Source organism: Vibrio sp. A8-1, from assembly GCF_013048685.1.
GTDB lineage: Bacteria > Pseudomonadota > Gammaproteobacteria > Enterobacterales > Vibrionaceae > Vibrio > Vibrio metschnikovii.
The window spans coordinates 32306-45887 of record NZ_VHTC01000005.1; the positions used below are offsets into that span (position 1 = coordinate 32306).

The 13582-nt window shown below is 44.6% G+C and carries 9 protein-coding genes; 3 read left to right on the top strand and 6 right to left on the bottom strand.

All coding sequences use genetic code 11. From position 1 onward, the window contains the following. The first annotated feature begins 27 nt into the window (after nucleotides 1-27). Nucleotides 28-1713: an AMP-binding protein gene (locus tag FKN93_RS03870; RefSeq protein WP_170904538.1), complete on the top strand. Its 1686-nt coding sequence runs from the start codon at nucleotides 28-30 to the stop codon at nucleotides 1711-1713. A gap of 221 nt (nucleotides 1714-1934) precedes the next feature. On the opposite strand, the gene fusA is transcribed toward FKN93_RS03870, so the two are convergent. Together fusA and radA are read right to left on the bottom strand one after the other, a co-directional pair. Continuing rightward, nucleotides 1935-4022, bottom strand: a complete 2088-nt coding sequence (gene fusA, locus FKN93_RS03875; protein ID WP_004395904.1) for an elongation factor G — start codon at nucleotides 4020-4022, stop codon at nucleotides 1935-1937. 223 nt (nucleotides 4023-4245) lie between these two features. Further along, complete coding sequence (gene radA / locus FKN93_RS03880) at nucleotides 4246-5625, bottom strand: DNA repair protein RadA (protein WP_004395905.1); 1380 nt, start codon at nucleotides 5623-5625, stop codon at nucleotides 4246-4248. A gap of 151 nt (nucleotides 5626-5776) precedes the next feature. Between radA and FKN93_RS03885 the strand changes: the two genes are divergently transcribed. Continuing rightward, nucleotides 5777-8107, top strand: a complete 2331-nt coding sequence (locus tag FKN93_RS03885; protein WP_170904539.1) for a PilZ domain-containing protein — start codon at nucleotides 5777-5779, stop codon at nucleotides 8105-8107. Between the two features lie 77 nt (nucleotides 8108-8184). Here the strand turns inward: FKN93_RS03885 and serB are convergent, their stop codons facing one another. After that, on the bottom strand, nucleotides 8185-9165 hold the full coding sequence (serB, locus tag FKN93_RS03890) for a phosphoserine phosphatase (protein ID WP_170904540.1): 981 nt from the start codon (nucleotides 9163-9165) through the stop codon (nucleotides 8185-8187). A gap of 100 nt (nucleotides 9166-9265) precedes the next feature. Here serB and FKN93_RS03895 point away from each other — a divergent pair, with 100 nt between their 5' ends. Next, on the top strand, nucleotides 9266-9877 hold the full coding sequence (locus FKN93_RS03895; RefSeq protein WP_004395907.1) for a YtjB family periplasmic protein: 612 nt from the start codon (nucleotides 9266-9268) through the stop codon (nucleotides 9875-9877). Nucleotides 9878-10017: 140 nt separating this feature from the next. Here FKN93_RS03895 and deoD read toward each other — a convergent pair whose 3' ends face one another. The 3 genes from deoD to deoA form a co-directional block, all read right to left on the bottom strand. After that, complete coding sequence (gene deoD, locus FKN93_RS03900) at nucleotides 10018-10743, bottom strand: purine-nucleoside phosphorylase (protein WP_004395908.1); 726 nt, start codon at nucleotides 10741-10743, stop codon at nucleotides 10018-10020. A 132-nt stretch (nucleotides 10744-10875) separates the two neighbouring features. Then, on the bottom strand, nucleotides 10876-12096 hold the full coding sequence (locus FKN93_RS03905; RefSeq protein WP_170904541.1) for a phosphopentomutase: 1221 nt from the start codon (nucleotides 12094-12096) through the stop codon (nucleotides 10876-10878). 18 nt (nucleotides 12097-12114) lie between these two features. Beyond that, complete coding sequence (gene deoA, locus FKN93_RS03910) at nucleotides 12115-13458, bottom strand: thymidine phosphorylase (protein WP_170904542.1); 1344 nt, start codon at nucleotides 13456-13458, stop codon at nucleotides 12115-12117. Nucleotides 13459-13582: the final 124 nt, after the last annotated feature.

Sequence of the window (13582 nt, forward strand, 5' to 3'; positions counted from 1 at the left end):
CCATTGCCTCATACATGGAGTTAGAGAATGAATCCGTTAACAAATCTAAGTCAAACTAAGTGCGCTCTCCCCCCCCCTAATGAAATGATCTTAACTTGGGCGCAAACTCGCCCCAACGACGTTTACTTGAAACAAATTATTAATCGGCAGTTTGTTGAATACACCTTCGCTCAAGTCGCTGATCAAGCACTACGTCTCGTTTCAGCACTACGCGCCTTAGGGGCTGAACCTGGTGATAAAGTGGCGCTTATATCAAAAAACTGCGCCGAGTGGTTCATATGTGATTTAGCAATCATGCTCGGTGACTATGTCAGTGTGCCCATTTTCCCTACTGCCGGCGCTGACACCATTGAATATTGTGCGAGTCATAGTGAAAGTAAAATAATCATTGTCGGTAAATTAGACGACAGTAAAGCCACCGCCCAAGTTTTAGCTAAAATGCCAGAGCTGATCAGTATCGCTCTACCTTACGCTTCAGCACCAGCGTGCCACCATCAATATCTAGACTTAATTGCTCAGTATCCCCCAAGTGAAGAACGGCCTGAACATTATGATGATAAACTGATGTCGATTGTTTATACCTCAGGAACCTCAGGCGTACCAAAAGGTGCCATGCTAACCTACGGTGCTTTTGCTTGGGCAGTACAACAATTGATTGCTCAAATCGGTATTCAAAAAGATGATCGCCTGTTTTCTTATTTGCCTCTCGCACACATCACCGAACGTGTTTACATTCTTGGCACGTCAATTCAAGGTGGTGTTTTAACCGCTTTTCCCGAGTCACTTGATACGTTTATTGAAGATGTGAAAATGCATCGCCCAACGTTGTTTATCTCAGTACCAAGGCTATGGACTTTGTTCCAACAGCGTATTCAAGACAAACTTCCGCAGAAAAAGCTGAATATTCTGCTCAAAATCCCTTTTATAAATAGCTTAATTAAACGCAAATTAGCGGATGGTTTAGGGTTAGATCAAGCACGAGTCCTTGGTTGTGGCTCAGCCCCAGTCTCTCCTGCCTTGTTAGAGTGGTACCACAGCCTTGGCTTAAATATTACTGAAGCATGGGGAATGACCGAATCATTTGCCTACAGTACGATCAATTACCCCTTCCGGGCCGATAAAATAGGAACGGTTGGCCATGCTGGACCAGGAGTTCGCTTAAAAATTACCGATGACGGTGAGATACTCGTTCATAGTAAAGGGGTATTTTCTGGGTACTACAAAAATGACATTGCTTCCAAAGAAGCTTTTGATGCTCAAGGTTGGTTACACACTGGAGACTTAGGTTCAATAGACTCTGATGGTTATCTTACGATCCAAGGACGAATCAAAGATACGTTTAAAACAGCCAAGGGTAAGTTTGTTTCTCCCGTCCCCATTGAGAAAAAATTGTATGAATACAGCCGAGTAGAAATGCTGTGTTTAATTGGCTTAGGGCTGCCAGCGCCGATACTTTTGGTTGTACCGCATAATTTCTCTGATTTTGATCGAGAGCGTTATGAACGCACGACGAAACGCGTTATCGAAAAAATGAATACTAAACTCGAATCTCATGAGCAGATAAAAGGCGTATTGATGATCAAAGATCCGTGGAGCATCGATAATGGTATTCTTACGCCAACACTAAAGATAAAACGTCATGTCTTAGAGCAAAAATATCATGACGTTGGCCAGAATTGGCCTAAAGACAAACTCGTGGTTTGGGAAGAGTAATCTCACTAACTGTCCTTCTTTAGAACAGTGAAAAACGATGATCAAAGTAAAAACTTAGTGATCCATCTTACTACTGAAAACTTTGCCCCTATTATCATCAGTTAGGATTGGGGGTATTTTAGTTTTTCTCTTTTTCATCTTGTACAACATAAAACGCAGCAAACAAAACGCCCCGAACAGCATTCACTGTTCGGGGCGTTTTTAGCGCTTAAAGTGAAGAATTATTTCTTCTCTTTTTTCGCTTTAGCTTCAGCAATAACGGTTTCTGCTACGTTAGCTGGACATGGTGCATAGTGTGAGAACTCCATAGAGAACTGACCACGACCAGATGTCATTGTACGTAGAGAACCGATATAACCAAACATTTCAGATAGTGGGATATCCGCTTTAACACGAACACCAGTCACACCAGCTTCTTGGTCTTTGATCATACCACGACGACGGTTCAAGTCACCGATAACGTCACCAACGTGATCGTCTGGAGTGAACACGTCAACTTTCATGATTGGCTCAAGAAGTTGTGGGCCAGCTTTAGGCATTGATTGACGGAATGCACCTTTCGCTGCGATTTCAAATGCAATTGCAGATGAGTCAACGGCGTGGAAGCCACCATCAAACAGTTCAACTTCGACGTCTAAGGTTGGGAAACCAGCAAGAACACCTTCTTGCATCATACCTGCAAAACCTTTCTCAATCGCTGGCCAGAATTCCTTAGGAACGTTACCACCAACAACAGTTGAAGTGAATTTGAAGCCTGAGTTTGGCTCGCCTGGTTTGATACGGTAATCGATCTTACCAAACTGACCAGAACCACCAGACTGTTTCTTATGCGTGTAGCTATCTTCAACAGCTTTCGTGATTGTTTCACGGTAAGCAACTTGAGGAGCACCAACAATAAGATCGATACCGTGCGTACGCTTAAGGATATCTACTTTGATATCTAGGTGAAGTTCACCCATCCCTTTCAGGATAGTTTCGCCAGTCTCTTCGTCTGACTCAACTTGGAATGATGGATCTTCAGAAACCATTTTACCAAGTGCAACACCTAACTTCTCAGAACCACCTTTATCTTTAGGCGCAACCGCGATAGAGATAACTGGGATTGGGAAGATCATTGGCTCAAGAGTACATTCGTGTTTAGGATCACACAGAGTATGACCAGTTTTCACGTTCTTCATACCAACGATAGCAATGATGTCACCCGCTTGCGCAGAGTCGATTTCATTACGGTCATCAGCGTGCATTTCTACCATGCGGCCAATACGTTCAGTTTTACCTGTCGCACTGTTCAAAATGGTATCGCCTTTCTTCAGTTTACCTGAGTAAACACGAACGAAGGTTAATGCACCAAAACGGTCATCCATGATCTTAAACGCAAGAGCACGGAATGGTTCATCAACAGAAACTTTAGCGACTTCGCCAGTGGCTTCACCAGTATCTGGATCAGTTAGCTCTTGTTCATGAACTTCTGTTGGGTTTGGTAGGTAATCTACAACCGCATCAAGGATAAGTTGCATACCTTTGTTTTTGTATGCAGAACCACAGTAAGTTGGGAAGAAAGCAAGTTCACGAGTACCTTTACGGATACAACGTTTGATGTCTTCTAGAGAAGGCTCTTCACCTTCCATGTAAGCCATCATTAGCTCGTCGTCTTGTTCAACAGCCGCTTCAATCAACATTTCACGGTATTCTTCCGCTTGGTCAACTAAATCAGCTGGGATATCCGTTACTTCGTAGTTCTCTGGAAGACCTGAGTCATCCCAGATGTACGCTTTTTGGCTCAGTACATCAACAACACCTGTAAACTCATCTTCACGACCGATTGGTAGTGTCATGACTAGTGGTGTAGCGCCAAGTACATTTTTGATTTGGCCAACAACGCGGAAGAAGTCTGCGCCCATGCGGTCAAGTTTGTTGACGAAAATCAGACGAGATACTTCTGAATCGTTCGCGTAACGCCAGTTGGTTTCTGATTGAGGTTCAACACCGCCTGAACCACAGAATACACCGATACCGCCGTCAAGAACTTTTAGAGAACGGTATACTTCAACTGTAAAGTCAACGTGCCCAGGAGTATCGATGATGTTAAAACGGTGGTCTTTCCAGAAACAGGTAGTCGCAGCAGACTGGATTGTGATACCACGTTCAGCTTCTTGATCCATGAAGTCCATGGTTGTAGTACCATCGTGGCTGTCGCCCATTTTATGGATTTTACCAGTCAGCTTAAGGATACGCTCCGTGGTAGTGGTTTTACCCGCATCAACGTGCGCGAAAATACCAATATTTCTGTATTTTGATAAATCTGCCATTGTCTTACTCTGTTAATAAGGTATAAAGTGCGCGCAGAGTATAGCATAATCTGTCAAGACTGATACCCCTGCGATCGCTTGCTGAAAAAAAATAGTCAAGGACTACCTGTTGCTGATGAAATATAGGTGATGCGCACACAAGACGCGAGCAAATATCGACAAAACTCTCCGTTTCATCACACCTAATCTTTCGAAAAACACATACACATTGTTTATTTTGCTATCACAGCTCATCAAAAGCGGCAATCGCTTCGGAAAGTTTTCGCACGCCATGAATTTGCATACCAGAAATCCCACCCTTGGGCATATTGGCCATTGGAACAATTGCGCGGCTAAATCCATGTTTGAGCGCCTCGTTAAGACGCTCTTGCCCACTCGGCACAGGACGAATTTCCCCAGCTAATCCCACTTCGCCAAAAACCACCACATCTTTAGGTAACGGCTTATCACGAAAGCTAGACAGTAGGGCCATTAACAGGGCGAGGTCTGCACTGGTTTCGGTAACTTTTACGCCACCAACGACATTGACAAAAACATCTTGGTCGGCCATTTGCAAACCACCATGCTTATGCAATACAGCCAGTAACAAAGAGAGCCTATTTTGCTCTAAGCCAACCGCAACACGACGTGGATTGGCCAATTGAGAGTAATCGACCAATGCTTGAATTTCGACTAAAAGCGGACGGGTGCCTTCCCAAACCACCATAACCGAACTGCCTGAGGTCGCTTCTTCACCACGCGACAGGAATATCGCCGAAGGGTTACTGACCTCTTTTAGTCCCTGTCCAGTCATTGCAAACACACCCAGTTCGTTCACCGCACCAAAACGGTTTTTATGACTACGAAGGGTACGAAAACGACTATCAGCGCCCCCATCAAGTAAAACCGAACAGTCAATAATATGCTCAAGCACTTTAGGACCAGCAAGAGTACCGTCTTTGGTCACATGACCAACGATAAACACCGCAACATTATTTTGTTTGGCATAGCGAGTTAAGGCCGTCGCCGATTCGCGAACCTGAGCGACACTGCCCGGAGAGGATTGCACATCGGCGACGTGCATAACTTGAATCGAGTCGATAACCATTATTCTCGGTTGCTCTTGCTCGGCAATTTGGCAAATACGATCGACGTTGGTTTCGGAAAGCATTTTCAGGTGTTCTTTGGGTAACCCTAAACGGGCGGCACGCATCGCAACTTGCTGTAATGACTCTTCTCCAGTGACGTATAAAGTTGGCATCTGCGCAGAAAGCAAACACATGGTCTGTAAAAGTAACGTCGATTTACCAGCCCCTGGACTGCCGCCAATCAGAATAGCAGCCCCTGGTACCACACCTCCGCCTAGCACTCGGTCAAACTCTTTAAAGCCACTGCTAAAACGAGGCACTTCTTGTAAGTTGATTTCAGCTAACGTTTGCACACTCGTTTGCGTGGCATTTCCCGCATAACCGGATAATCGTTCATGGCGAGCAACTTGAGGGGAAGCGGCTAAACGAACTTCAGAAATGGTGTTCCAAGCCCCACATGCATTACATTGACCTTGCCAGCGCGGAAAATCTGCTCCACACTCATTACATACATAGGCTCGTTTTGCTTTAACCATGAATCCTCAATACTTAATTAAAAATGGTAACTTAGCCGCTTGCGCTATCTTAACGAAACGGACAACTATGCCTACATTTTACTTCGGTTATCGTTAAAGATTAACTGCATGATGCCGATATCATTCAAGAACCTAACTTTAACAGAAAAGTATGCAGCAATCTGACATTCTCTCTTTCACTGAAAAACTCATTCCGGTCTATCGCTCTCCGGACTTTGAGTTCATCCTCTCTCAGATCACGGATGGGCAGCCTGCCTCTGCTAAACTATTGATAAAAATGGAACTCAATCGACTGATGGCGCCGTGTAAAAAAACCATTGATTTACGCAGCCGAGTTGATACTGAGTGTCGAGAATATGAAATCGACGGTTTTAAACACTGGTTAGATGATATTGCATTAAATGATTACCAAAAAGGGGTAAAAAAGTTTTCTGGTTATACTGAAGGGGTTTGGGAAACGGTTTGCAAAGCGCGAATCAGCCAACGGGATAATACCAAAACCGATCAAGCCACTAATAAAGCATCAAAAAGCTTCCAAGCTGAGATCATTAAACTGGGCTATGATTTAAAACGCAAAGAAAATCGCCTCAGCCTAAATAGCCAAGTCTTGATCACTCTTAATAATCAAGCCATTCATGCAGTAACACTGGATCTCTCGCCTTCTGGCGCAAAATTTAAAGTACCCGCGGCATTTAACTATAAATCTGGACAAACGTTTAAAGCACAATTCACTGAACTGGAAAAATCGCTCGATATTCCTGGCTTAAATCAACCGATTGAATACCGCATACTGGCTATTGATGATTCCTATGAAAACAATGCGGTGAAATACTTGCGGGCATTACGTATTACTGAGACGACATTAATCGATAACGTGATTGCCGAGTCACTAGCTAGTAATATTAAGAAAAACCGTCACGATAACCAAGATAAAATCATTCGCGCTCGCACCCGTGGCTATGAGCACGTCTATCTCAAACACACAGGCCATTTACCGCTGTTTTTTAGTGGCAACCAACTGAAATTGGTACTGCTGACGGAAAACAATCGTCCTATTTGGCAATACTGGCATGATGAACGAAATCAGCAAAGTTTGGGCAGCTTATTTAATGCAGAACGGATGGGGCTGCTCACACAACCGGGCGTAAAAAATTGCAGTAACGTACTGTACTCGTTTAAACATGAGTATCAGGATAAAACGTTGTTTTTCTCGATGTTCATGCCCGAAGCCTCAGCAGAGCAACGAAAACTGTTCTGGCATATTGGCGCAAAAAAAGACAGTTGGAAAGCGTTCCGTTTATCGGTTTTTGAATTGTCAGCCGAAGAGCGAGCCGAGCTAGCCAACCATTCCGAAGAATTATTAGAGCACTCCAGTCAGCTAACGCATTGTGGGATTTTACAAGAAATTGCCGATATCAGTTCAGCACAAGATTATCTATTGGTAGCAAAACCCCCTCTACCTGGCAGTGAGTTGAATCCTTTTCGTCATAGCCGCCAAGTGATCGGTCAACCGTTAGGAGTGTATTTTGATGCTTGCTCTCGACGTAAAGAACTTCGCTACCGCTTTCGAACACCCTTACAGCTAAAAGATCAACAGCAAGTATTAGGGGAAGGCTTGAGTGTTGACCTCTCTAAACGTGGATTAAATCTGATTCTTAATGCTCCAGTGGCACTCAAAGCTGGTGATAAACTGCAGGTGAATTTTACTGAACTAAAACGCTACGATGAAAAGTTACCCTTGGATGTCCTACCTTATCAAGTGGTTCGGATTAGTCCTGAAGGGCGACGTTTACAATTAAAGATTGAAGAGACATCCGCAACCATCAAAAGCATTGCGTTTTTTAATTCTCTTATCGAGCATAATCAAGACAAATTGTTACCGCAAAAAGAGCAGTTACCGAGCCCCTCTCTCTTAGAGGGCTTGCATGATCTGTTGTTAGACAAAATGGTTTGTTCACCGATTTTCGTTGATAAACCTGGCGCAAATTTGCGACCACGAGTGATTGGCGTTAATTTTCCACTACCCGCTCACCTCATGTTATTGGCTAAACTCGGACAAGATGGTTGTTTTTCCCTTGAACCTATCTTTAAAAACCACACCAATACTCTACTCGCTTCCCCGATGAGACGGATTGATGGTGCCGAACCTCAGCATCATGAAATCTATATTGCAGTGGTCAAGTTTGCTGACCGTATTCAGTCGGTAGAATCTTGTTTGAAAAGTGAATTTAGTAGTATTAAAGAACGCATTCAATTTATTCGTAGAGCAAGAGAAACGGGCGAGTTTTATGCATTGCGTATTTCTGGTTCGCCGGTATTTGAACCGATGACCACCTTACTGCGCGAAGATCTCAATCAATTACTATTAGTTAGCTTAAACGATGCCAAAGCCTTAGAAAAAGAACTCAGTGCGATTGTCGGTTATTGCGAATTAACCGATATCACGCAAGAGGTGATCACTCGACTGGAACTCACGGACTAAGTCAGAACGCCTGCTCTCTCAGCAAAGCGTGAGTGGGAATCCATCACTCATAGTAAAAATAGATTCCCACTCTGGACTTAAGGCTGACTTTTCCAACTGATCTTTTGCTGTCTAATCAGACCCGCCGAAAGAATACACAATACACCACCTAAGCTTGCAAAACGTACCGCCGTTTGTGCTTTCGCCTCTACTTTTGGTTTCGCATGATAGGCAATCCCGAGTCCAGCCACCTCCATCATCACTAAGTCATTCGCCCCATCTCCTACTGCAACGGTATTATGCAATTCAATCTCAAACTGCTGAGCAAGTTTTAAAACAATCTCTGCTTTAGTTTGCGCTCCTACAATCTCGCCCTTCACTTTGCCACTCAGTTGATTATTGATGATTTCTAATTGATTGGACTGCGCATAATCTAACGATAACAACTGTTGCAGGTGATCCGAAAAATAGGTAAAGCCACCGGAGGCTATCGCGGTTTTCCAGCCCATCGCTTGTAGGGTGGTGAGTAACTCCGGCAATTCAGGCATCAAGGGTAAATCGTTGCGTACCTTTTCAAGGATTGCCGCATCTGCGCCTTTGAGCTTCGCAACTCGCTGACGTAAACTCTGCTCGAAATCCAGTTCACCTTGCATGGCTCGCTCCGTTACCTGAGCGACCTCCTCACCCACACCCGCTAATTTGGCAATTTCATCAATACACTCAATTTGAATCGCTGTGGAGTCCATATCCAAGACGATCAAGCCGGGTTTAGACAGATCAGGCACTTCGTCGATTCGAGCATAATCCAAGTGTAATTGTTGTAGAATAGGTTCTAGCGCAGCGTCGAGCTCTCCCGCCATTAAAGCGACATCATAATTGCCGACTTTCCATGTATCGACTATCACTAATCCTTGACCACTCCATTGCTCAATATCCATAAAATGAGCAGGAGTCAGTGGCTGAGCAAAAATAATCCAATTAGCGTGGGCCTTATCAAGAGCGCTACTCTCCCGCGTTTCTGGGTAGCGATTCAGCAGCGTCGTATGTTTTCTAATTGAGAGGGGTTTTACAGCATCCATGTTTCGCTTCCTTAACTATGATTCCCTGACGTTACCCTATTGCAATTTAAAAACGCAAGTCTCAATATGAGCGAAATGTCATTTTTTAGGTTTACTGTCTATGGATAGCTCACTGTTTTCATTTCGTGTCGTCGTGCGCAGCTTAACCGTTGTGCTATTGATGGGCATGTCGGTGTTCACGATTCAAAATAGCGTTGTGATCAGTAAAGGCAATGAGCGCATTCAAGCCAATCAATTAGAAACCTTAACGAAAGTGTTAATCAATCAAGCCTCCTTGTCGGCCAGCAGCATGCTCGCAGAACAAGATCAAGAGCGATTACTGGCACTCACCAATCAACTTGCTCAAGAACGTTTAGTGTTTGATGCGACAATCTATGATGCTGAAGGCGTTAAGCTAGCCGCAAGTGACGGAGCGCTCAGTGTTCGAGAGATATTAGGGCTAGATACACCACTACAAACGGCCAGTATTGGCCGTCAACAACTGGTTGAGCCGGTCTTGTATGATGGCAGCGTTATTGGTTTTGTCCGCTTAACGTTTGAAACGGGCCGAGTAACGGCAATTTCTGATCATCACTATCGAAAAAGCGATCGATACATGTATTTAATGTTATTGATGAGCTTTACTGGTGGGGTTTTGATCACTCTCTTGTTGCGTCGTCAATTTAGACCGAAAGAGCAGAAAGTAGAAAATGTGCTGCTTAAGCACGTTTAGCGATTAAACGATCACAATCACCAAAGCGCGAAGATCCCGATGAGTAAAGATAGACTTAACTCATCGGGACAAATGACGCAGAATATAACGTTTAACTGTCTCTATCGAAGCGGTATAACGGGCGTCAAAATCAAGATTAATTAATACCCGGCTTGATCACCAATTAAAATGGAATCTAACGCAATTTCAATCATTTCATTAAAGGTATTTTGACGCTCTTCAGAGGTGGTTTGCTCACCGGTTTTAATATGATCAGAAACCGTGCAGATAGCCAGTGCTTTTGCGCCGTATTCAGCGGCAACGCCATAGATACCAGCCGCTTCCATCTCAACGCCAAGGATGCCATATTTATCCATCACATCGAACATGCTTGGATCTGGAGTGTAAAATAGTTCAGCCGAGAACAGGTTACCGACTTTCACATCAACACCACGAGCTTTCGCCGCTTCTTCTGCTGCTTTAACCATTTTATAATCAGCAATCGCAGCAAAATCATGATCTTTAAAGCGGATACGATTCACTTTTGAATCCGTGCAAGCGCCCATACCAATCACAACATCGCGTAATTTTATCTCTTCATTCACAGCGCCACAGCTACCGACACGAATGATCTTTTTCACACCGTAATCTTTGATGAGTTCAGTCACATAAATCGAGCATGAGGGAATACCCATACCGTGGCCCATCACTGAAACTTTACGACCCTTATAGCTGCCTGTGTAGCCGAACATGTTACGCACATCACATACCTGTACGACATCATCTAAAAAAGTCTCTGCGATGTATTTAGCGCGCAGTGGATCACCTGGCATCAATACAACGTCAGCGAAATCACCCAGTTGAGCATTAATATGTGGAGTTGCCATGTCTTTTCCTCTTCATCTTGGTGATTGTGTTGCTCAGTCAGTCGAGCAACACAATTGAACAATAGGCTTAGCCTTGCTAATAGCAAGACCAATCATAAAATACAGTCTTCTATTCCAGCACTGCAGGTGATGTTACAAAAATGATTTTCCGTAATCCATTGGTGAGGTCGCAAAATAACTCGCTAAACTCTGACCAATATCAGCAAAGGTTTCACGGCGGCCAAGGCTACCCGGCGCTACTTTTTGACCATAAACGATCACTGGAATGAATTCGCGTGTATGATCGGTGCCATGCCAAGTAGGATCGCAGCCATGGTCAGCGGTTAAAATCAGTACATCTTGCTCTTGCATCTGCTCTAGAATTTCAGGCAGACGCTGATCAAAATACTCTAATGCTGCCGCGTAACCGGCGACATCTCGGCGGTGACCGTAAGCAGAGTCAAAATCAACAAAGTTAGTGAAGACTATCGTGTTATCACCCGCTTGTTCAATTTGATCTAATGTCGCATCAAACAAGGCAGGAATGCCGTTGGCTTTCACTTTTTTACTGATCCCACAGTTAGCATAAATATCAGCTATCTTACCAATCGAAACCACTTCACCTTGTCGCTCTTCAAGCAGTTTTTGCAATACGGTAGTTGCAGGTGGCTCTAAAGATAAATCACGGCGGTTACCAGTACGAGCAAATTGTCCTTTACCAGGACCGATAAATGGACGGGCGATCACTCGACCAATGTTATAATCTTCTAACTCTTCACGAGCAATCTGACACAGTTCAAGCAGGCGGTCTAAGCCGAAAGTCTCTTCATGACAGGCAATCTGAAACACTGAATCCGCTGACGTGTAGAAAATTGGCTTACCTGTCGCCATATGCTCTTCACCCAAATCATCAAGCACTTGAGTACCAGAGGCATGACAATTGCCAAGGAAACCATCCAAACCGGCACGCTTTAAAATGCGGTCGGTTAGCTCAGTAGGAAAACTGTTTTCTTTGTCACTGAAATAGCCCCATTCAAATAGCACTGGTACACCAGCAATTTCCCAGTGTCCCGATGGGGTATCTTTACCAGAAGAAAGTTCAGCAGCGTGTCCGTAAGCGCCAATAATATCTGCGTTTTGATCTAAGCCTGGCGCAAATTGTCCTGTGGCTTCTTTGTGCGCCATTGCTAAGCCTAACTTAGAAAGATTAGGCAAACGTAAAGGCCCTTGGCGATCCGCATTATCCGCTTTACCTTGTTGGCACTGCTGTGCAATGTGGCCTAAAGTATCAGCGCCAACATCACCAAACTTTTCAGCGTCTGGAGCGGCGCCAATACCAAATGAATCTAATACTAAAACAAATGCTCTTTTCATTACTTTTCCTCACCGGAGTTACACATCTTCAGGTCGAATTTGACGATAGATTTCCGGAGTTTCTTGATAATTGCCGCCAATCTTAACGGCTTGTTGAAGTGCTTTCGCAGCAATCTCCCACTGTTCTTCATTGCGGGCATGAATCACCGCCAGTGGTTTATTGCTATCAGCTATTTCACCTAAACGAATGAATTGATCAAAGCCGACCGCATAGTCAATCGTATCGGTCGCCACTCGGCGTCCGCCGCCCATACTGACGACCGCCATACCAATCGCGCGCGTGTCCATGGCAGAAACTACGCCGGCTTGCTGCGCATAAACGGGGTTTACCACCTCGGCTTTTTCTAAATAACGGTCGTAGTGTTCAACAAAGTCATTAGGGCCACCCAGTCCTGCGACCATTTTACCAAACCGCTCTGCCGCTTGACCGTTATCGAGCACGGTTTGTAATTTAGTGCGCGCTTCTTGAGGATCTTTGGCTAATTTGGCTAACAATAACATCTCGATGCACGAGGCCATGGTCACTTCTAATAAACGCGGGTTGCGATATTCACCGGTTAAGAAACGAACCGCTTCACGAACCTCGAGAGCATTACCTGCCGATGAAGCCAATACTTGATTCATATCGGTTAAAATAGCCGTAGTATTGGTGCCAGCACCGTTCGCCACCGCAACAATCGATTTCGCTAACTCTTCAGACGCTTGATAGGTTGGCATAAACGCACCTGAACCGACTTTGACGTCCATCACTAAGGCATCTAGACCTGCTGCGAGCTTTTTCGATAAAATCGATGCAGTAATCAACGAGATATTGTCCACCGTGGCGGTGATATCACGGGTCGCATATACCCGTTTATCCGCTGGTGCTAAATTGCCGGTTTGACCAATGATCGCGACGCCAGCGTGTTTGGTCACCTCACCAAACAGCTCATTACTGGGCATAATGTTGTAGCCGGGGATCGCTTCTAGCTTATCTAGCGTACCGCCGGTGTGCCCCAAGCCTCGCCCAGAGATCATAGGAACGTAGCCACCACAAGCGGCCACCATAGGGCCGAGCATTAATGACGTCACATCGCCAACGCCACCGGTAGAGTGTTTATCCACGATCGGGCCATCAAAATTCATGTGCGCCCAGTCGATAACCATTCCCGAGTCACGCATCGCACAAGTCAGTGCTATACGCTCTGGCATGGTCATTTCTTGAAAATAAATGGCCATCGCAAAGGCAGCAATTTGCCCTTCTGAAACGCTATTATCAGCCACACCTTGGATGAAAAAATAAATTTCATCGCGCGTTAAAACTTCACCATCGCGTTTTCTACGAATAATTTCTTGTGGTAAGAATACATTAGATGTAGACATATAAGCCTCCTAGATGCTTTTGCTAATCTTTCAGGCCCTCTTTAAAATCGCATGTCTTAATGGTTAGCACCATTGTTAATTGGACTCACACTTCGCTGTATGAAGTCTTCTGCTTAGCACTTTG